At 64.4% G+C, this 19,842-nt stretch carries 22 protein-coding genes; 3 read left to right on the plus strand and 19 right to left on the minus strand.

Features of this window, described 5'->3' with window-relative positions; all coding sequences use genetic code 11:
- Positions 1 to 219: 219 nt before the first annotated feature.
- The 6 genes from N5C28_RS07260 to N5C28_RS07285 all read right to left on the minus strand — a co-directional run bounded on the left by N5C28_RS07260 (position 220) and on the right by N5C28_RS07285 (position 5,291).
- A complete protein-coding gene (locus N5C28_RS07260; RefSeq protein ID WP_279821316.1) occupies positions 220 to 1,236 on the minus strand; it encodes an alpha/beta hydrolase in 1,017 nt (338 codons plus the stop codon).
- A 52-nt stretch (positions 1,237 to 1,288) separates the two neighbouring features.
- The gene (locus tag N5C28_RS07265; protein WP_279821317.1) at positions 1,289 to 1,555 is read right to left on the minus strand and encodes a DUF2790 domain-containing protein; all 267 of its coding nucleotides are present in this window, start codon (positions 1,553 to 1,555) and stop codon (positions 1,289 to 1,291) included.
- 29 nt (positions 1,556 to 1,584) lie between these two features.
- Entirely contained in the window at positions 1,585 to 2,010 is a 426-nt protein-coding gene (locus N5C28_RS07270; protein ID WP_279821318.1) for an organic hydroperoxide resistance protein, read from the minus strand.
- Between the two features lie 261 nt (positions 2,011 to 2,271).
- Positions 2,272 to 2,724, minus strand: a complete 453-nt coding sequence (locus N5C28_RS07275) for a MarR family transcriptional regulator (protein WP_279821319.1) — start codon at positions 2,722 to 2,724, stop codon at positions 2,272 to 2,274.
- 132 nt (positions 2,725 to 2,856) lie between these two features.
- Positions 2,857 to 3,741, minus strand: a complete 885-nt coding sequence (locus tag N5C28_RS07280; RefSeq protein WP_279821320.1) for an SDR family NAD(P)-dependent oxidoreductase — start codon at positions 3,739 to 3,741, stop codon at positions 2,857 to 2,859.
- The gene (locus N5C28_RS07285; protein WP_279821321.1) at positions 3,738 to 5,291 is read right to left on the minus strand and encodes an NAD(P)/FAD-dependent oxidoreductase; all 1,554 of its coding nucleotides are present in this window, start codon (positions 5,289 to 5,291) and stop codon (positions 3,738 to 3,740) included. The genes N5C28_RS07280 and N5C28_RS07285 overlap by 4 nt, the downstream gene beginning before the upstream one ends.
- Positions 5,292 to 5,406: 115 nt before the next feature.
- Between N5C28_RS07285 and N5C28_RS07290 the strand changes: the two genes are divergently transcribed.
- On the plus strand, positions 5,407 to 6,138 hold the full coding sequence (locus tag N5C28_RS07290; protein WP_279821322.1) for a TetR family transcriptional regulator: 732 nt from the start codon (positions 5,407 to 5,409) through the stop codon (positions 6,136 to 6,138).
- A gap of 1 nt (position 6,139) precedes the next feature.
- Complete coding sequence (locus tag N5C28_RS07295) at positions 6,140 to 6,538, plus strand: GFA family protein (protein WP_279821323.1); 399 nt, start codon at positions 6,140 to 6,142, stop codon at positions 6,536 to 6,538.
- Between the two features lie 9 nt (positions 6,539 to 6,547).
- On the opposite strand, the gene N5C28_RS07300 is transcribed toward N5C28_RS07295, so the two are convergent.
- From N5C28_RS07300 to fnr, 3 genes are all read right to left on the minus strand, one after another.
- The gene (locus N5C28_RS07300) at positions 6,548 to 7,381 is read right to left on the minus strand and encodes a metal-dependent hydrolase (protein ID WP_279821324.1); all 834 of its coding nucleotides are present in this window, start codon (positions 7,379 to 7,381) and stop codon (positions 6,548 to 6,550) included.
- Positions 7,382 to 7,605: 224 nt separating this feature from the next.
- A complete protein-coding gene (locus N5C28_RS07305; RefSeq protein ID WP_279821325.1) occupies positions 7,606 to 8,154 on the minus strand; it encodes an adenine phosphoribosyltransferase in 549 nt (182 codons plus the stop codon).
- Between the two features lie 52 nt (positions 8,155 to 8,206).
- Positions 8,207 to 8,941 carry a fumarate/nitrate reduction transcriptional regulator Fnr gene (fnr, locus tag N5C28_RS07310; RefSeq protein WP_279821326.1) on the minus strand — a complete coding sequence of 245 codons (735 nt, stop codon included), beginning with the start codon at positions 8,939 to 8,941 and terminating at the stop codon, positions 8,207 to 8,209.
- A 152-nt stretch (positions 8,942 to 9,093) separates the two neighbouring features.
- On the opposite strand from fnr, the gene N5C28_RS07315 reads away from it, so the two are divergent.
- Positions 9,094 to 9,555, plus strand: a complete 462-nt coding sequence (locus N5C28_RS07315; RefSeq protein ID WP_279821327.1) for a hypothetical protein — start codon at positions 9,094 to 9,096, stop codon at positions 9,553 to 9,555.
- 14 nt (positions 9,556 to 9,569) lie between these two features.
- Here N5C28_RS07315 and hemN read toward each other — a convergent pair whose 3' ends face one another.
- The 10 genes from hemN to ccoN all read right to left on the minus strand — a co-directional run bounded on the left by hemN (position 9,570) and on the right by ccoN (position 19,769).
- Complete coding sequence (gene hemN / locus N5C28_RS07320; protein WP_279821328.1) at positions 9,570 to 10,952, minus strand: oxygen-independent coproporphyrinogen III oxidase; 1,383 nt, start codon at positions 10,950 to 10,952, stop codon at positions 9,570 to 9,572.
- Positions 10,953 to 11,041: 89 nt separating this feature from the next.
- A complete protein-coding gene (locus N5C28_RS07325) occupies positions 11,042 to 11,725 on the minus strand; it encodes a sulfite exporter TauE/SafE family protein (RefSeq protein ID WP_279821329.1) in 684 nt (227 codons plus the stop codon).
- Positions 11,718 to 11,927 (minus strand): cbb3-type cytochrome oxidase assembly protein CcoS, encoded by a 210-nt coding sequence (ccoS, locus tag N5C28_RS07330; protein WP_279821330.1) that lies wholly within the window; start codon positions 11,925 to 11,927, stop codon positions 11,718 to 11,720. Before ccoS ends, N5C28_RS07325 begins: the two co-directional genes overlap by 8 nt.
- Before the next feature lie 74 nt (positions 11,928 to 12,001).
- Positions 12,002 to 14,401: a heavy metal translocating P-type ATPase gene (locus tag N5C28_RS07335; RefSeq protein ID WP_279821331.1), complete on the minus strand. Its 2,400-nt coding sequence runs from the start codon at positions 14,399 to 14,401 to the stop codon at positions 12,002 to 12,004.
- Between the two features lie 15 nt (positions 14,402 to 14,416).
- Positions 14,417 to 14,920 carry a FixH family protein gene (locus N5C28_RS07340; protein WP_279821332.1) on the minus strand — a complete coding sequence of 168 codons (504 nt, stop codon included), beginning with the start codon at positions 14,918 to 14,920 and terminating at the stop codon, positions 14,417 to 14,419.
- A gap of 20 nt (positions 14,921 to 14,940) precedes the next feature.
- Entirely contained in the window at positions 14,941 to 16,353 is a 1,413-nt protein-coding gene (gene ccoG / locus N5C28_RS07345) for a cytochrome c oxidase accessory protein CcoG (RefSeq protein WP_279821333.1), read from the minus strand.
- 139 nt (positions 16,354 to 16,492) lie between these two features.
- Positions 16,493 to 17,488, minus strand: coding sequence for a cytochrome-c oxidase, cbb3-type subunit III (gene ccoP / locus N5C28_RS07350; RefSeq protein ID WP_279821334.1), 996 nt, complete (start codon positions 17,486 to 17,488; stop codon positions 16,493 to 16,495).
- Complete coding sequence (locus N5C28_RS07355) at positions 17,485 to 17,712, minus strand: cbb3-type cytochrome c oxidase subunit 3 (RefSeq protein WP_279821335.1); 228 nt, start codon at positions 17,710 to 17,712, stop codon at positions 17,485 to 17,487. The genes ccoP and N5C28_RS07355 overlap by 4 nt, the downstream gene beginning before the upstream one ends.
- A gap of 6 nt (positions 17,713 to 17,718) precedes the next feature.
- On the minus strand, positions 17,719 to 18,327 hold the full coding sequence (gene ccoO, locus N5C28_RS07360; protein ID WP_279821336.1) for a cytochrome-c oxidase, cbb3-type subunit II: 609 nt from the start codon (positions 18,325 to 18,327) through the stop codon (positions 17,719 to 17,721).
- Positions 18,327 to 19,769, minus strand: a complete 1,443-nt coding sequence (gene ccoN / locus N5C28_RS07365; RefSeq protein ID WP_279821337.1) for a cytochrome-c oxidase, cbb3-type subunit I — start codon at positions 19,767 to 19,769, stop codon at positions 18,327 to 18,329. Before ccoN ends, ccoO begins: the two co-directional genes overlap by 1 nt.
- Positions 19,770 to 19,842: the final 73 nt, after the last annotated feature.

A 19,842-nucleotide genomic window follows, 5' to 3' on the forward strand; every position in this document is an offset into this window, starting at 1 on the left:
ACCAGCGGTGTCGGCTATGCAGGGAGGCTTCCGGGATGTGGGTATCGGTGTTGAGGGGCGGTGTTCCCGGGTTTCGCTGCGCTCTACCCAGGCTACGAGACTGCGGGTTGGTGGATGGGTGGAGCGTCATCCACCCTACGTGACGAGCGTGTCGTTTCGGTGCCACACAGCGCAAAACGCCCCGGCGCGTGAGCGGCGGGGCGTTTTGTTTGGTGCGGGTTACTGCAGGTTGGCTTTCAGGGCTTCAGCCGCTTGTTGCATGGCACTGCGGGTGCCCGGGATCTGGCTGATCACGTTGAGCAGGCCGAAGTCGTGGATCATGCCGTTGTAGCGCACCGAGGTGACGTTGACGCCGGCGGCATCCAGTTTGCGGGCGTAGGACTCGCCTTCGTCACGCAGCACGTCGAACTCGGCGGTTTGCACCAGGGCCGACGGCAGGCCTTTCAAGCGTTCCACCGGAGCCTGCAGCGGAGAGGCGTAGACCTCGGCGCGCTGTTTCGGGTCGGTGGTGTAGTTGTCCCAGAACCATTGCATCAGGTTCTTGCTGAGGAAGTGACCCTCAGCGAACTGGTTGTAGGAGGCGTTGTTGAAGTTGGAGTCGGTCACCGGCCACATCAGCACCTGGAACTTGATTGCTGGAGTGCCTTTGTCCTTGGCCATCAGGGCGACCACGGCCGCCATGTTGCCGCCGACGCTGTTGCCGGCCACGGCCAGGCGTTTGCCATCGACACCGATCTGCGCGCCGTTCTCGGCGACCCACTTCGTGGCGGCGTAGGCCTGGTTGATCGCGGTGGGGTACTTGGCTTCCGGGGACGGCGTGTAATCGACGTACACCGCCGCCGCGCCAGAGCCTACCACCAGGTCACGGATCAGGCGTTCGTGGGTCGGGTAGTCGCCCAGCACCCAGCCGCCACCGTGGAAGAACATGAACACCGGCAAAGTGCCCTTGGCGTCAGCCGGGCGTACGACTTTCAGGGCGATGGACTTGCCATCGACAGTGATGGTCTTGTCGCTGACCTGGATACCAGACAGATCGACCTTGACCCCGGCCTGGGCACCCACCAGCACGGCGCGGGCGTCTTTCGGGCTCATCTGCTCGAGGGGCTTGCCGCCCCCGGCGGCCAGGGCTTCGAGGAACCCCTGGGTGTTGCGTTCGACGCCGGGACTGCCCGCTGCGAAAGCGGTGTTGACGGCGAGGGCGAGTACGGCGATCGACAGCGTTTGCTTGATGTTCATGGTCATTCCTTCGAGGCGGTTCGGGTGGGAAGGGCGCCGGAGCGCCCTTCGGTCAGTTCTGGGTTTTGCAGGCGTCAGCCAGCGTGCGGTAGGTCACGGCGTTCACTTCACCGGCCGAGTTCAGGTAGGTCATCGTCGACTCGACCACTTCACAGGTGGCGCTGCTCGGTTCTTCGATCGAGATCACCTTGCTGATGTCCAGGTTCATGCCGTAGCGGTAGGTCGTGGTGGCGCTGTCGGTGTTCTGGGCGAATGCACCCATGGAGCCGGCGAGTGCCAGGGCGGCCAGGCTGGTAGCGAGCAGTTTGCGAGTGTTCATGGTGTTGCTCCTCTCTCAATGGGGTGGTTTCAGACCAGGGTCAGGGTGACGTCGATGTTGCCGCGGGTGGCGTTGGAGTAAGGGCAGACGATGTGAGCGCGGTCGATCAGTGTCTGTGCTTGCTCGCGGTCCAGGCCCGGCAGGCTGATGCGCAGTTCGACTTCGATGCCGAAGCCGTTCGGGATGGCGCCGATGCCGACCACGCCTTCGATGGAGGTGTCAGCCGGGACGCTCAGCTTGTCGCGGGCACCGACGAACTTCATGGCACCCAGGAAGCAGGCGGAGTAGCCAGCGGCGAACAGTTGCTCCGGGTTGGTGCCTTCACCGCCAGCGCCGCCGAGTTCTTTCGGGGTGGTCAGGGCGACGTCGAGTACGCCGTCGGAGGAGATGGCACGGCCGTCACGGCCGCCGGTGGCTTCTGCGTAGGCACGGTAAGCGATGGTTTGAATCGACATGGTGGTAATCCTCTTCATGGTTAGCTGGGTAAGGGTCAGGTCTTCGGTCATTCGGTTTTGATTAGTGCTAATATTTTGCGCGCTAAGCAGTTCCGTGGGGCGAACTCTACTGCGCATGTATTTAGTTCGCAAGATAAATAAATGGACTATTTAGTTATATCTGTTTGTGATTTGAGGAATAAGCAGGCCTGGCGCGGCCTACAGCTGCTTCAAGGAGGGGTATGAGATGAACGGAAGGCGGCGAAACGCCGCCTCGAGGGATCAGACGGCCTGGTTTAGGCTCTTGCGCAGAGTGACCAGTTCCTCCTTGAGGGCGGTGAGTTCGTCCGGGGTTTGCTGGCTGGCGCGGACGATGCAACTGGGGATGATCTTGGCCTGTTCCCGCAGGGCGCGGCCCTTCTCGGTGAGGTACAGCTCGACCACGCGCTCATCGGTGCTGCTGCGTTTGCGATCGAGCAGCCCTTCGGCTTCCAGGCGCTTGAGCAGCGGTGTCACCGAACCCGGGTCGGTCAGCATCCGGCCGCTCAGGTCGCCCACGGTGATGCCGTCGCCTTCCCAAAGCACCATCATCGCCAGGTACTGCGGGTAGGTCAGGCCGAGGGCCTGGAGCAGCGGTTTGTAGACCTTGGTCATCAGCAGCGAGGTCGAATAGAGGGCGAAGCACAGCTGGTTGTCGAGCAACAGGTCGGAGCAGGCGTCGTCTTGTGTGGCCATGAGAGTCTCCGGCGGCGCGTGGGTGATACGGACAATTTATCGCGCTAACTACCGTTATGCCAATTTTGGCGTGCCACGGGGTGTTGCGAAGGACGAAAAAAGGCCAGGCGCGAACGCCTGGCAAAGGCTTGGCTAGCGTTCGGCGGTGGCCTGGGACTTGGCCGGGGTTTTCGGAGCGAAGCGTGCGGCCAGGCGCATCGAGGTGGTGACCAGGCGCTGGTAGACCGACGGCCACAGGCGCTGCATGCCATCCAGGGCATAGGCGTCCGAGCCGATGAGAATGCGCCGCTTGTTGGCCAGTACACCCCGAATGATGACCTGGGCGGCCTTTTCCGGGCTGGTGCGCAGCAACTGGTCATTGAACTGCTGCCGGGCCTGGTCGGCCTCCTGGCCGGTGACGCTGCTGAGGCTGTCGTTCATACGGGCGGTCTTGGCGATGTTGGTCCGAATGCCGCCGGGGTGCACGCAGCTCGCTGACACCTCGCCGCCCTGCATGTCCAGCTCCTGGCGCAGCGACTCGGTGAAGCCACGCACCGCGAACTTGCTGGCGTTGTAGGCGCTCATGCCGGGTTGCGAGAACAGCCCGAAGACGCTGGAAATGTTGACGACATGGCCGCTGCCCGCCGCCCGGATATGCGGCAGAAACGCCTTGGTGCCGTGCAGGACGCCCCAGAAGTTGATGTTCATGATCCACTCGTAGTCGGCGTAATCGTTGCCTTCCACGGTACCGCCCTGGGCCACGCCGGCGTTGTTGAAGATGGCGTTGACCCGGCCATGTTCGGCCACCACTCGCTCGGCCCAGGCGTGCACCGCGTCGCGGTCGGCGACGTTGACCTGGGCTTCGCTGACGGTGACCCCGAGGGCCCGGGCCAGTCGGGCGGTTTCCCGCAGGCCGTCCTCGTTCACGTCGGACAGCGCCAGGTGGCAGCCCTGGCGGGCCAGCAGGCAGGCGAGGGCGCGGCCGATGCCGGAGCCGGCACCGGTGATGGCGGCAACCTGGTTTTCGAAGGATTTCATGCACTGACCTCCTGAGTAGCTTGCGCTGCCTGGCTTTGTGCCGGATGCACCGCGTCACGCCGGCTGAAGTGGTAGGCCGCCGGGTCGAAGTGGCGGGTCAAGAGGCGAAAGCGCCAGGTGAAGCCGGGCCAGACCGTGCAGTTGCGTCCGCTGACCGGGTGCAGGTACCAGCTCTTGCAGCCGCCGGTGTTCCACACCGTGCTGCCGAGGCTGCGCTGGACCTTGCCGTTGAAGGCGTCCTGCACCGTGCGCTTGACCTCCAGGCTCTGCAGGCCCTGGCGGTTGACCAGGTCGAGGGCGCCGAGCACGTAGTGGATCTGCGACTCGATCATGTAGACCATCGAGTTGTGGCCCAGGCCGGTGTTGGGGCCCATCAGAAAGAACAGGTTGGGAAAGCCGGCAGTAAGGGTGCCCTTGTAGGCCTCGGGTCCCTGGGGCCAGGTGTCGAGCAGGTCGACGCCGTCGCGCCCGAAGACCACGCCACGGGGCAGTGGGTCGCTCGGGGTGAAGCCGGTGCCGAAGATGATCGCGTCGATGGGCCGCTCCTGGCCATCATCGGTCACGATGCTGAGGCCGCGGATTTCCTGGATACCCTCGGTAATCAGCGACACATTGGGCTGGGTCAGGGCCGGCAGGTAGTCGTTGGAAATCAGCACCCGCTTGCAGCCCATCAGGTAGTCCGGGGTGACCTTGGCGCGCAGGGCGGGGTCCTTGATCTGCTTGTTGATGTACCAGGTGCCGACCTTCTGCGCGACGGTCATCAGCCGAGGCAGCATGGCGAAGGCGATCACCCGGCTTTCCAGGATGCCGTAGATGGCGCCGCGCCAGAGTTTCTGCAGCAGCGGGAAACGCTTGAAGCGTTGACGCTCGCGCTCGCTGATGGCGCGGTCCGGCTTGGGCATGATCCAGGGCGCGGTGCGCTGGTAGACGTCGAGCTGGGCGACCTGCTTCTGAATCTGCGGGATGAACTGGATGGCCGAGGCGCCGGTGCCGATCACTGCCACACGCTTGCCGTTCAGGTCGTAGCCGTGGTTCCACTGCTGGGAGTGGAACATCTCACCGCCGAAGTTCTCCAGGCCGTTCAGCGCCGGGATCGACGGGGTGGACAGGGCGCCCATGCCGGACACCACGAACTGCGCGCTGTACTGGTTGCCGGCGCGGTCTTCGATCTGCCAGCGCTCCTGCTGCTCGTCCCAGGCCAGCCGGGCGATCTCGGTGTCCAGCAGGGTGTGGGGTTGCAGGCGGTACTTGGCCCAGCAGTGCTCCAGGTAGCCCTTGATCTCGCCCTGCTTGGCGAACATGCGCGTCCACTCGGGGTTCTGCTCGAAGGAAAACGAATACAGGTGGGACTGCACGTCGCAGCCGCAGCCGGGGTAGTCGTTGACCCGCCAGGTCCCGCCGACGCCGCTTTCCTTCTCGAACAGCAGGAAGTCGTGCTCACCCTGTTGTTTCAGGCGGATGGCCATGCCAAGGCCGGAAAAGCCGCTGCCGATGATGGCGATTCGACAATGGCGGGCCGCAGGGGGAAGGGGGGCAGCGGGTGCGTTCATGGCCAAGCTCCTGTTATGGTTATTGCCGGCGTATACAGTCGTATACCAAAGTAGACACTTGTATACTCGTCGGCAAGCCACGCCGGTACGAACCAACTTTTAGGTAGGGGCCTCCATGGATGCACAGGTCGGGCGGGACCGCACCGCCCAGGAAAAAACCGCCGAAGCCCCCGGAAAGCGCCTGCTGATGGACGCCGCCCTGCGCCTGACCTCCGCCAGCCGCAGCTTCAGCAGCCTGGGACTGCGTGAACTGGCGCGCGAGGCCGGGCTCAACCCCAACACCTTTTACCGCCATTTCAAGAGCGTGGATGACCTGGGGCTGGCGCTGATCTGCGAGGTCCACAGCCAGTTGCGCCAACCCCTGCGTGACCTGCGCCGCGAGGCTGCGTCCCGGGCGGTGCAGGGCGCGGCCGAGGCCCAGCCCACCCTGCTGGGTATCGACCTGGCCCGGGGCCGCCGGGTGTGCCACGAGACGGTTCAGCTATTCTTCGATTTCGTCGACGCCAACCCCGAGGCCTTTCTGATCGGCGTGCGTGAGCTGCACGGCGCCTCGCCGGTCATGCGCCAGGCGCTGCGGGGCATCATGGATGCCTTCGCCGAGGACATGGCGGCGGACATCCTCGAATTCCGCCTGCTGCCCGAGGAGGTCGATGCCGGGGTGGTGCGCCAGGTGTCCGGGTTGATCAGCCACAACCTGTTCCAGCTGTCACTGGACTACCTCGGCGAGCCGGAGCGGCGCGACGCATGGCGGGCCCTGGCCGAGGAGCAGGTGCTGATGCTGTTCACCGGTGCCAGTGTGCTGCAGAGCCTGGGGCAACTGAAGCTGCCTGACGAAGGAGGACGATGAGATGGTGACCTTGCCGTTGTTCGGCGGCTGCGCCTGCGGCCAGGTGCGCTACCGCCTGGATGCCTTGCCGGGTGACACCGGCTACTGCCATTGCCGCACCTGCCAGCGCTGCGCCGCGGCCCCGGCCGTGCCCTGGGCCATGGTGCCGGCCCAGGCGTTGCACTACCTCAGCGGCGACGTCGGCATCTTTCGCTCCAGCGAGCACGGCGAGCGGCGTTTCTGCCGCGATTGCGGTACCTACCTGGAGTACCGCGAGCAGGGGTATGCCGAGATCGGGCTGAGCAGCGTGACCCTGGACCATTCCGAGTGGTTTCCCCCGCAGAAGCACATCTGGTTCGCTTCCCGCGTGCCCTGGTTCGAACCGGCGGATGACCTGCCTCGTTTCGACCAGGGCGAATGAGCCGGGGCCCTAGTGCCCCTCGAAGCCCAGGCGTTGGCGCCAGCGCTGCTCCAGGTGACGGGTGTCGTGGTCGTTGGGGTGGAAGCCCGGACGGTAGTAGTCCAGGTAGGGCAGCAGTAACTTGGTGAGAAAGCCATTGCGCAGGCTGAACAGCATGCCCAAGCCCTTGCCCCAGCTGCGCCAGTTGAACAGCTGGCGGTCCTTGCGCAGCAGGTGCAACTGGAACCAGCCGATCACGCCGAAGAAGATCACCGTGCTGATCGCCATCATCACCACCCGGGTGAAATAGCCGCCGCCGGTGGCCTGGTAGACGTCATAGGCCACGGCCTTGTGCTCGTTCTCTTCGATCGCGTGCCACATCCACAGCTGATAGAGCTTCGGCTCGTTCATCTGGGTGGTCAGGTCTTCGCGCTGCAGCAACTGCTCGGCCATGGTCGCGGTGAAGTGTTCCAGGGCACAGGTGGCGGCCAGGCGCTGCTTGCGCGTGGTGATGCGGGTGACGCCCTCGAGCAGCACCTTGATCCGCAGCTCCAGGCGCTCCAGGTCGATGCCGTGTTCGGAGGCATAGTCGTTGTAGGCCGCATGCTCCTTGGAGTGCATGGCTTCCTGACCGATGAAGGCGCTGATGTCCTTCTTCAGTTGCGGGTCCTCGACCTGGTCGCGCACGGCGCGCACGCTGTCGACGAAAAACTTCTCGCCGTAGGGAAACAGCGACGACAGGTTGTTCATGAAATGGCTCATGAACGGGTCGTCGGCGAACCAGTACTTGGCCGTCTGGGCGAAGCTGAAATCCATGCGCCGTACGGGAAAGCTGGCGCTGGGCAGATTGGCTTTTGCAGTCATGGGCGACTCCTGGATGCTCGGGCCGGGCGAGGCGGCCTCGGGATGGCAGTGCAGTCGACAGGCAGGCACCTGTCAGGAACAGGCTTCATCTTTGCGGCAGAGCGCAGGGGGCGGGAGGTCATTGCCGGCCAGCCGGCACGGGAATGGGCCAACTTATGGCTAGTTTGCCGGCGGCAGATGCAAGAACGCCCGCAGGACGCGGGCGTTCAGGCGGGGTGTGTCGATCAGCGTTCGGTGAGTTCGAAAGCGGTCAGGCAGAAGGTCGGGATACCGATGTCCTGCAGCTTCTGCGAGCCACCGAGCTCCGGCAGGTCGATGATCGCGGCGGCTTCCTGCACGGTTGCGCCCATGCGCCGTACCAGTTGCGCGGCTGCCAGTAGGGTGCCGCCGGTGGCGATCAGGTCATCGAACATGACGATCTTGTCGCCTTCGCACAGGCTGTCGGTGTGCACTTCCAGGTAGGCCTGGCCGTATTCGGTCTGGTAGGGCTCGCAGAGTACGTCGGCGGGGAGCTTGCCCTGTTTGCGGAACAGGATCAGCGGCTTGTTCAGTTCGTAGGCGATGATCGAGCCGATCAGGAAGCCCCGGGCATCCATGGCGCCGATGTGGCTGAAATCGGCCTCGACGTAGCGCTGGATGAAGCTGTCCGCGACCATGCGCAGGGCACGGGGCGACTGGAACAGCGGCGTGATGTCACGAAACACGACGCCGGGCTTGGGGAAGTCGATCACGGGGCGGATCAGGGTCTTGATGCTGAACTCATCGAAAATCATGGGGCAGGACCTGCGGCAGAAAGGTAAAGCGGGCCGGTAACGTGTTACCGGCTCAATGGTCGAGGCTGCCGCCCGCCAGGGCGCACAACTCGATGGGGTCGAGAATATGCACTTCCTTGCCTTCGGCTTCGAGCAGTTTGTTTTGCTGGAAGCGGGTGAAGACCCGGGACACGGTCTCGACGGCGAGTCCCAGGTAGTTGCCGATCTCGTTGCGCGACATGGCCAGGCGGAACTGGTTGGCCGAGAAACCACGGGCACGGAAGCGGGCGGAGAGGTTGACCAGGAATGTGGCGATGCGCTCGTCGGCGGTTTTCTTCGACAGCAGGAGCATCATCTGCTGATCGTCGCGGATTTCACGGCTCATGATGCGCATCAGTTGGCGGCGCAGTTGCGGCAGCTGGACCGACAGTTCGTCCAGGCGCTCGAAGGGAATCTCGCAGACCGAGGTGGTTTCCAGGGCTTGGGCGGACACCGGGTAGTTCTCGCTGTCCATGCCGGACAGGCCGACCAGTTCGCTGGGCAGGTGGAAACCGGTGATCTGCTCGTCGCCGATGTCGCTCAGGCTGAAGGTTTTCAGGGCGCCGGAACGCACGGCGAACACCGAGTTGAAGTCGTCGCCCTGGCGGAACAGGAATTCGCCTTTCTTCAGCGGGCGGCCACGTTTGACGATTTCGTCCAGGGCGTCCATGTCTTCCAGGTTCAACGACAGCGGCAGGCACAGGCTGGCCAAGCTGCAATCCTTGCAGTGGGCTTGGTGGGGGGCACGCAGCTTGATGCTTTCGGACATCGTCGTTTCTTCCTGAAGTAAACACACAAGAGTCGTAAGGGTACAGGAGGGGGCGTCTGACGACCAGCCGGCCGGAACCTGACACGGTGCTCAAGTTTGCTCATTCACAGCCGATTCAGAGACGTGATCACGTGCGAGCCAGGAGCTACGCCATGCGCATCGACTCTACAACATCGGTCGGCAACATCGGCACGCCGGTGCAGCGGCAAAAAGCCGCAGAGAACGCGTCCGCCGAAGACACGCCGCTGCTTAAGGACAAGATGCGTCAGGAGATCCGGGTGTTCCTGTCGGAGGCAGGCCAGGCACGGTCGGCCAGCGACAAGAAGAACCGCGACATCGACGATGCCGACCTGCCGGAGCTGATCAAGAACATCCTCAAGATGATCCGCGAGCTGAAGGCGCAGATCGCGGCCAAGAAGGCCGAGCTGGAAGCGGTGATGGCCGACCAGTACCTGAGTGCCGATGAGCGGCGCCTGAAGGCCGAGGCCATCCAAACCGAGCTGGCGAGCCTCAACGGCGCGCTGATCAGCGCCAACGCCAACCTGATCAAGGCGATGCGCGAGCAGGGCCTGTCTTCGGAGCAGATGCAGGCCGCCGTGTCGCTCGCCATGTAAGCAGGGCGCGGGCCTCAGATGACCCGCGAGAAGCGCTGCCGGCTGTGTTCGTTGAGGTAATGGTCGAAGACCATGCACACCGAGCGAACCAGCAGGCGGCCTGCGGGCAACACTTCGATAGCCCTGTCATCCAGCCTGATCAGTCCGTCGCTGGCCATCTGCTGCAGGGCCGGCCAGGCCTCCACGAAATAGCTGGAAAAATCGATCCCGAAGCGCCGCTCGACCTCGGCGATATCCAGGTGGAAGTGGCAGATCAGTTGCTGGATCACCGCCCGCCGTACCCGATCGTCCTCGTTGCAGTGCAGCCCGCGCTGGGTGGCCAGTTGGCCGCTGGCCAACTGCTGCTGGTAATTGCCCAGGTCGCTGCTGTTCTGGCAGTAGAGGTCGCCGATCTGGCTGATGGCCGAGACGCCCAGGCCGATCAGGTCGCAATGGCCGTGGGTGGTATAGCCCTGGAAGTTTCGCTGCAGGCTGCCGTCTTCCTGGGCGCTGGCCAGCTCGTCGTCCGGCAGGGCGAAGTGGTCCATGCCGATGTAGCGGTAACCCGCCTTGCCGAGCTGAGCGATGCTGCCCTGGAGCATCGCCAGCTTGTCGGCGGCGCTGGGCAGGTCCTGGCTGTTGATGCGCCGCTGGGGCATGAAGCGCTCGGGCAGGTGGGCGTAGTTGAACAGTGACAGGCGATCCGGTTGCAGGGCGATGATCTCGTCCACGGTCCTGGCGAAGCTTTCCGGGGTTTGCAGCGGCAGGCCGTAGATCAGGTCGATGTTTACCGAGCGGTATTGCAGGGTGCGCGCGGCTTCGACGATGGCGCGGGTTTCCTCCAGGCTCTGCAGGCGGTTCACCGCGCGCTGCACGGCCGGATCCAGGTCCTGGACACCGAGGCTGACTCGGTTGAAACCCAGTTCGCGCAGCAGGCCCATGGTCGACCAGTCGGCCTCCCGCGGGTCGATCTCGATGCTGTAGTCGCCGGAGTCGTCATCCAGCAGGTGGAAATGCTCGCGCAGGTGCCCCATCAACTGGCGCAGCTCGTCGTGGCTGAGGAAGGTCGGGGTGCCGCCGCCGATGTGCAGCTGCTCGACCACCTGGCGGTTGTCGAGGTGGCGGGTGACCACTTCGATCTCGTGCTGCAGTTCGCGCAGGTAGGTCTGGGCGCGGCCCCGGTCCTTGGTGATGACCTTGTTGCAGGCGCAGTAGTAGCAGATGTTCGCGCAGAACGGTACGTGCAGGTACAGCGAGAGCGGGCGCAGGGCCTTGCGGCTGTCGCGCAGGGCATGCAGCAGGTCGAAGGGGCCGATGTCGCCATGGAACTGCATGGCGGTGGGGTAGGAGGTGTAGCGTGGGCCGGCCTGGTCGTAGCGACGGATCAGGTCGGTGTCCCAGTGGATGGCGTCGAGCATTGGAGGTGTCCCACGAAAGGCAATGCCGCCAGTCTAGGGAGCCATGCCCGGCACAGTCTTGACCTGGGTCAACACGGCGCGGGGCTTGCTCAGTGGCCCATCAGCCAGTGTTGGTGCGGCCCGGGCAGGGTCCAGATGCCGAACAGGATCACCAGCACGCCGCCGGCTATGCGCACGCTGCGCTTGCGCAGCAGGGCGGTCAGGCGTTCGGCGGCCAGGCCGGTGGCGATCAGCACCGGCAGGGTGCCGAGGCCGAAGGCGAACATCAGCGCGGCACTGTCCGCGGCGTTGCCCTGGCTGGCGGCCCACAGCAGGGTGCTGTAGACCAGGCCGCACGGCAGCCAGCCCCACAGGCCCCCGAGCACCAAGGCCCGGGGGATGCTGGTGACCGGCATGAAACGCCGGGTCAACGGCTGGATGTAGCGCCACAGGCCGCGGCCCAGGGCTTCGATGCGGGTCAGGCCGCTCCACCAGCCGGCCAGGTACAGGCCCATGGTGATCAGCAGCAGCGCCGCGACCACCCGCATGGCGTTGGCCGCCGGGCTGTTGGCGACGGCCCAGCCGGCCAGGCCGATCAGCAGGCCGGCCAGGGTGTAGCTGAGGATACGGCCCAGGTTGTAGGCCAGCAGCAGGCGCAGGCGTTGGCCACGGCGTTCCGGCGGGATGGCCAGGGTCAGGGCGCCCATCAGGCCGCCGCACATGCCCAGGCAGTGGCCGCCACCGAGCAGGCCGAGGATCAGCGCCGAGACCAGCAGCGGCAGCAGTTCAGCCACGCGGCGTGTCCTCGGGCTCTTCGGGGGCTTTGGCCTGTTCGACGCCGGCCTTGTGCAGCGGGTCCTCGTCGTCGAGCAGGATGCTGTGGGCGGGGCCGTCGAGGTCGTCGTACTGACCGCTGTCGACCGCCCAGAAGAACAGCCAGATGGCGAAGGCCACCAGACCGATGGCGACGGGGATCAGGATGTAGAGGGCGGTCATGGGATCTCCGAAATGGGGCGGATCGCTTCTGCCTCCACCGGCACTGGCGGTGGAGACAGGACGCGTGATCCACCCTAGGTGCGGGTCAGGCGCAGGGCGTTGAGCACCACCAGCAGCGAACTCACGGACATGCCCAGCGCGGCCCAGATCGGCGTGATCAGGCCCAGGGCAGCGAAGGGCAGCACCAGGCCATTGTACAGGCTGGCCCAGGTCAGGTTCTCGATAATGATCCGGCGGGTGCGGCGGGCCAGCGTGAAGGCCTGGATCAGGCTGTCCAGGCGGTTGGACAGTAGCACCGCGTCGGCACTGGTCTTGGCCAGGTCGGTGGCGCTGCCCATGGCCACGCTGATGTCGGCGGCGGCGAGCACCGGCACGTCGTTGACGCCGTCGCCCAGCATCAGCACGCGGCGGCCCTGTTCATGCAGGGTTTTCAGGGTTGCCAGCTTGGCGTCCGGGGTCATGCCGCCCTGGGCCTGCTCGATACCCAGCTGGCGGGCCACCTCACCGACCATCGGCGAGCTGTCGCCGGACAGCAGCAGCACCTGCCAGCCCCGGGCGCGGCATTCGGCGACCAGGGCCGGCGCGTCTTCACGCAGGCGGTCGTCGAGGACGAACCAGGCCAGCGGTCCTTGTTCATCACCCAGCAGCAGCCATTGCCCCTGCTCGCCGGGAATCGATGGTGCCGGCTGCCCGCTCAGTTCGCTGACGAAGCCGGCCTGGCCGATGCGCAGCACACGGCCGTCGACCGAGCCATGCAGGCCCTGGCCGGGAATGCTGTCGACCTGCTCGGCGGCCTGGGCGGCACGGCCGAAGGCGCGGGCGATGGGGTGCTCGGAGCGGTTTTCCAGGGCCGCGGCCAGGGCCAGGCAGGTGTCGCTGTCGAGGGCGCCGAGCGGGTGGATGGCGCTGAGGGTCAACCGCCCTTCAGTCAGGGTGCCGGTCTTGTCGAAGATCACCGTGTCGATCTGGTTCAGGCCTTCCATGACGTGGCCACGGGTCAGCAGCATGCCCAGTTTGTGCAGGCTGCCGGTGGCCGCGGTGAGGGCCGTGGGCGTGGCCAGGGCCAGGGCGCAGGGGCAAGTGGCGACCAGCAGGGCGAGCACCACCCAGAAGGCCCGCGCCGGGTCGATCTGCAGCCAGGCCAGGCCGACGGCGGCCGCAGCCAGCAGCACGAACAGCAGGAACCACTGGGACACCTTGTCGGCGATTTCCGCCAAGCGCGGCTTGTCGCTCTGGGCGCGTTCCAGCAGGCGGACGATGGCCGACAGCCGGGTGGCATCGCCCAGGGCCTCGACCTGCACGGTGAGCGGACCTTCGACGTTCAGGGTGCCGGCGGTGACGGCGTCACCCACGCTGCGCGGTTGCGGCAGGTACTCGCCGGTGAGCAGCGACTCATCGACGCTGGACTGGCCGCTGAGAATGCGGCCGTCCGCCGGCAGCAGGGCGCCCGGCGGCACTAGGATCTGCTCGCCTTCACGCAGTTCGCTGAGCAGGATGCGCTGGGTCTGGCCGTCGGCATCCAAGCGCAGGCAGGAGGCCGGCAGCAGGTTGACCAGCTGGGCGGTGGCCGCGGCGGTACGTTCCCGGGCCCGGCGTTCCAGGTAGCGACCGGCCAGCAGGAACAGGGCGAACATGCCCACGGCGTCGAAATACAACTCGCCGTGGCCGGTCACCGTGGACCAGATGCCGGCCAGGTAGGCGCCGCCGATGGCCAGGGACACCGAGACGTCCATGGTCAGGTGGCGGGTGCGCAGGTCGCGCATGGCGCCGCGGAAGAACTGGCGGCAGCAGTAGAAGACGATCGGCGTGGTCAGGAACAGGCTGACCCAGCGCATGATCATGTCCAGTTCCGGGGTGAGGTCGATGTTGAACTCCGGCCAGGTGGCCATCGTCGCCATCATGATCTGGATCCACAGCAGCCCGGCGACCCCCAGTTCGCGCATGGCGCGGCGGTTTTCCTGGGTCAGGCGCTCGGCGGCGGCATCGGCCTGCCAGGGATGGCCGGCGTAGCCGATCTTGCGCAACTCGGCGAGCAGGCTGCTCAGCGGCAGCTGGCTGTCGGCCCAGCGCACCTGCAGGCGGTGGTTGGACAGGTTGAGGTAGGCCTCGGCGATCCCCGGCAGCCCGCGCAGGTGTTTCTCGATCAGCCAGCCACAGGCGGCGCAACTGATCCCCTCGATCAGCAGGCAGGTCTCGCTCAGCTCACCCTGTTGCTGGACGAAGGGCTGCTGCACGTCGCTGCGGTCGTACAGCGCCAGTTCGTCCGGCAGGATCTGCGGCAGGTCCTGGGGGTTGGCGGCGGTTTCACTGCGGTGCCGGTAATAGTGCTCGAGCCCGCCGGCGACGATGGCTTCGGCCACCGCCTGGCAGCCCGGGCAGCACATGGCGTGTTCTTCGCCCAGGACCTGGGCATGAAAATGACTGCCGGCGGGAACCGGCAGGCCACAGTGGTAGCAGGGGAGGGGATTGGTCATCGACGGTCGGCAGGGTTACTCGTCGCCGAGGCGGACGGTCTTGCCGGCTTCCAGGGTTTCTTCCTCGAACAGGCGCCAGTCGTTGTCGCCCTCGCGGCCGATCAGTTCGACGAAGCGGCGGCCTTGTACGGCATCCTGCAGGTGCCCGGTGTAGACGCCTTCGCCCTGGGGCTGCAGCACCACGCGGCGGTCGCGCTCCGGCTGAGTCGGGGAGATCAGGTTTAGCACCAGCTGGGACGGGCCGCTGTTGCCGGTCAGGCGCAGTTCGGCGGTGCCGGCTTCGTTGTCCAGGTCCAGGTCGGCGCGCAGCTGCAGGCGCTTGGCGAAGTTCTCGCGCTCCAGGGACTGGTTGATGCCCTTGCCGACGTCGTAGTAGTCATCGGAAATCAGGCCCGGCGGGTTCTTCGTGGCGATGGTCAGCAAGGTCAGACCCTGTACAACCGAATAGCCGAGCAGGAACAGAATGAACCACGGCCAGAACTGTTTGTACCAGGGTTTGATCGGTGCTTCTTCAGACATGCGTGCGTACTACCTTTGGGTCAGCGAACGCTGGGGCCGATGAAGCGGCTCGCAGCGGTGTTGTTGATGCTCTCATCGTCAGCGGACTGAATATGGAACATGATTTCATTGGCACTGGAGGGCAATTTCTCCGGTGCGATGGACAGCTCGATCGGCAGCGACAGGACCTCGCCCGCCTGGGCACGGACTTCGCTGCGGCCTTCGTAGATCAGGCCGTCGAGGCCGTCGGCCTTGATCACGAAGGTCATGTCCTGCTGAGACTTGTTCATGACTTTGAGGGTGTAGACGTTCTCGATCCGGCCTTCTTCGTTTTCACGGAACAGCACACGGTCCTTGAGTACGTCCAGCTCGACCAGCGGGCGGTTGGCAACGGCCCAGGCGAACACCGCCATCATGGCCAGCAGCGCGACGGCGTAGCCTATCAGGCGCGGGCGCATCAGGTGAGTCTTCTGCCCGGATAGATTGTGTTCGGTTGTGTAGCTGATGAGCCCTTTCGGGTAGTTCATCTTGTCCATGATGTCGTCGCAGGCGTCGATGCACGCCGCGCAGCCGATGCACTCGACCTGCAGGCCGTCACGGATGTCGATGCCGGTGGGGCAGACCTGCACGCACATCTTGCAGTCGATGCAGTCGCCGAGGCCCAGGGCCTTGTAGTCGGCGCCTTTCTTGCGCGGACCGCGCTGTTCGCCACGGCGCGGGTCGTAGGAGACGATCAGGGTGTCCTGGTCGAACATCACGCTCTGGAAGCGCGCGTAGGGGCACATGTAGATGCACACCTGCTCGCGCAGCCAGCCGGCGTTGCCGTAGGTGGCAAGGGTGAAGAAGCCGACCCAGAACACCGCCCAGCCGCTGGCTTCCAGGGTCAGCAGCTCGGGGATCAGCTCGCGGATCGGCGAGAAGTAGCCCACGAACGTCAGCGCCGTGGCCAGGGATACGGCGACCCAGATGCTGTGCTTGGCCAGCTTGCGCAGGAATTTCTGCGCGCTCATCGGCGTCTTGTCGAGCTTCATGCGCTGGTTGCGGTCACCTTCGGTGACCTTCTCCGCCCACATGAACACCCAGGTGAACACGCTCTGCGGGCAGGTGTAGCCGCACCAGACGCGGCCGGCGAACACGGTGATGAAGAACAGGCCGAAGGCGGCGATGATCAGCAGGGCGGAGAGGAGTACGAAATCCTGGGGCCAGTAGGTGGCGCCGAAGATATGGAATTTGCGCTCCGGCAGGTTCCACCAGACAGCCTGGTGACCGTTCCAGTTGAGCCAGACGGTGCCGAAGTAGAGGAGGAAGAGGGCGCCACCGCCGACCATCCGCAGGTTGCGGAAGATCCCGGTAAAGGCACGGGTGTAGATTTTTTCACGGTTGGCGTAGAGGTCGACGGTGTCGCCTTTGGCCGAGGCAGGGGTGACGTCTTTGACTGGTATCTGTGAGCTCATCAGGTCGTACCACAGCGGTTTTGGTTGGCTGCCCCGGCCGATACGTGCCAACCGGGGTCAATTTCACTATTACGCTATGGTACGCCTGCGAGACGGGTACCGGGTGCGACGCGAAGTCGCGCCAGAATGCAATCAGGAATTACTTGCTTTCCGGCTTTTGCGACAGGCTGTACACGTAAGCGGCCAGCAGGTGCACCTTGTCGTTGCCGAGGAAGGCTTCCTGGGCAGGCATGTTGCCGTGACGGCCATAGCGAATGGTCTGCTGCAGTTGAGCGTAGCTGCTGCCGTAGATAAATGCGCTTGGGTTGGTCAGGTTCGGTGCGCCCATGGCGGTCATGCCGGTACCTTGTGCGGTGTGGCAGGCCGAGCAGACGGTGGCGAACACCTTGCCGCCAGCTTCCACGTCGGCTTCGACGCCTTCCGGCAGCTTGCGGCCAGCCAGTTCGGTCAGCACGTAAGCGGCTACGTTGCGCACGCCATCTTCACCGATCGCCGGGCCCTGAGCAGGCATCATGCCCTGACGGCCATGCAGGATGGTGGTCTTGATGGTTTCGGCGTCGCCGCCCCAGCGCCATTCGGTGTCGGTCAGGTTCGGGAAGCCGTAGGCGCCCTTGGCGTCGGAACCGTGGCAGACGGAGCAGTTGGACGCGAACAGGCGGCCACCCATTTTCAGGGCTTGCTCGTCCTTGGCCACTTCTTCGATCGGCATGGCCGCGTACTTGGCGAAGATCGGGCCGTACTGGGCGTCAGCCTTGGCCATTTCCTTTTCCCACTCGTGCACGCCGGTCCAGCCGCTGTTGCGGAACTCGCCGTTGGCGATCTGAACGTTGGTGGCGAAGGGGGTCTTGGCTTCGTTGTCCAGGTAGTCGTAGCCCGGCAGCAGGCCTTTCCAGTTACCTAGGCCCGGGTACAGGGCCAGGTAGCCGAGGGCGAAGATGATGGTGCCGACGAACAGCATGAACCACCACTTCGGCAGCGGGTTGTCGTACTCCTCGATGCCGTCGAACTCATGGCCGACGGTCTGATCGGTGGTTTCCTGGCGCTGGCCCTTGCGGGTGCTGAAGATCAGCCAGGTGAGGGCGAAGATGGTGCCTAATGAAAGGATTGTTACGTACCAACTCCAGAACGTGGTCATTGGTTATTGCTCCTGGAAGATTGCTCGTCACGCGTGTTGGTTTTCTGTTCTTCGTCGGTCTTGGGCTTCGGCGGCTCGTCAGCGAAGGGCAGGTTCGCGGCTTCGTCGAAGCTGGACTTGCGCTTGCTGCTGTAGGCATAGAGCACGACGCCGATGAAGGCGATGAACACGACTGCCGTGCCTATACCGCGAATGGTCCCGATGTCCGTGAGGAAAGAAAGCATCGTGCGTTACCGTTTGTTCTTGATGGAGGTGCCGAGAACCTGCAGGTACGCGACGATGGCGTCCATTTCGGTCTTGCCCTTCACAGCGTCCCGCGCGCCGGCGATGTCTTCGTCGGTGTAGGGGATGCCGAAGCCACGCATGACTTCCATTTTCTTGGCGGTGTCCTTGCCATCGAGCTTGTGCTCGACCAGCCACGGGTAGGCCGGCATCTTCGACTCCGGTACCACGTTGCGCGGGTTGTACAGGTGAGCACGCTGCCATTCGTCCGAGTAGCGGCCGCCAACGCGGGCCAGGTCTGGACCGGTACGCTTGGAGCCCCACAGGAACGGGTGGTCCCAGACGCTTTCGCCGGCAACGGAGTAATGGCCGTAGCGCTCGGTCTCGGCGCGGAACGGACGGATCATCTGGGAGTGGCAACCCACACAGCCGTTGGCGATGTAGACGTCACGGCCTTCCAGCTCCAGGGCGGTGTAAGGGCGCAGGCCCTCCACCGGCTCATTGGTGACGTCCTGGAAGAACAGCGGGACGATCTGGGTCAGGCCGCCGACGCTGACGGCGATCACCATCAGCAGCGCCATCAGGCCGATATTCTTCTCGACGATTTCGTGTTTCATCAGTGAGCTACTCCGGCGGGAATCTGCGCAGCCGCAGCGTATTCAGCCGGCTTGGCGGCACGCACGGTGCGGTAGGTGTTGTAAGCCATCAACAGCATGCCAGTGACGAAGAACGCGCCACCGATCATGCGAACCACGAAACCGGCGTGGCTGGCTTCCAGCGCTTCGACGAAGGAATAGGTGAGGGTGCCGTCTTCGTTGACTGCACGCCACATCAGGCCCTGGGTGATGCCGTTGACCCACATGGACGCGATGTACAGCACGGTGCCGATGGTCGCCAGCCAGAAGTGAGTGTTGATCAGGGCGATGCTGTGCATCTGCTCGCGACCATAGACCTTCGGGATCAGGTGATAAAGCGAGCCGATGGAGATCATCGCTACCCAGCCGAGTGCACCAGCGTGTACGTGGCCGATGGTCCAGTCGGTGTAGTGGGACAGGGCGTTGACGGTCTTGATGGCCATCATCGGGCCTTCGAAGGTCGACATGCCGTAGAACGCCAGCGATACCACCAGGAAGCGCAGGATCGGGTCGGTGCGCAGCTTATGCCAGGCGCCGGACAGGCTCATCATGCCGTTGATCATGCCGCCCCAGCTCGGAGCCAGCAGGATGATGGACATGGCCATGCCCAGGGACTGAGCCCAATCCGGCAGAGCGGTGTAGTGCAGGTGGTGCGGACCGGCCCAGATGTACAGGGTGATCAGTGCCCAGAAGTGCACGATGGACAGGCGGTAGGAGTAGATCGGACGCTCGGCCTGCTTCGGCACGAAGTAGTACATCATCCCCAGGAAGCCGGTGGTCAGGAAGAAACCTACGGCGTTGTGGCCGTACCACCACTGGATCATCGCGTCGGTTGCACCGGCATAGGCCGAGTACGACTTGAACAGGCTGACCGGAACGGCGGCGCTGTTGACGATGTGCAGCATGGCGGTCACAAGGATGAAGGCACCGAAGAACCAGTTGCCGACATAGATGTGCTTGGTCTTGCGCTTGACGATGGTGCCGAAGAACACGACCGCGTAGGTGATCCACACGATGCCCAGCAGGATATCGATCGGCCACTCGAGCTCAGCGTATTCCTTGGTGCTGGTGTAGCCCATCGGCAGGGTGATCACAGCCAGGACGATGACTGCTTGCCAGCCCCAGAAGGTGAAGGCGGCCAGACCGTCGGAGATCAGGCGAGTCTGGCTGGTGCGCTGGACCACGTAATAAGAAGTGGCGAACAGGGCGCAACCGCCAAAGGCGAAGATCACCGCGTTGGTGTGCAGGGGACGCAGACGGCCGAAGCTCGTCCATTCCATGCCCAGGTTGAGTTCCGGCCACACGAGTTGTGCGGCGATGAACACGCCTAGACCCATGCCAATGACCCCCCAGATCACCGTCATTACGGCGAACTGGCGGACCACCTTGTAGTTATAAGCAGTCTGACTGATTGCTGTGCTCATGCTGGGGTTCCACGGTTAATGGATTTTTTAGGGACAAAAATCGGCGGCAAGTATGGAGAAAGCAGGTAGCCAT

This window comes from Pseudomonas sp. GD03944, assembly GCF_029839275.1.
Taxonomy (GTDB): Bacteria; Pseudomonadota; Gammaproteobacteria; order Pseudomonadales; family Pseudomonadaceae; genus Aquipseudomonas.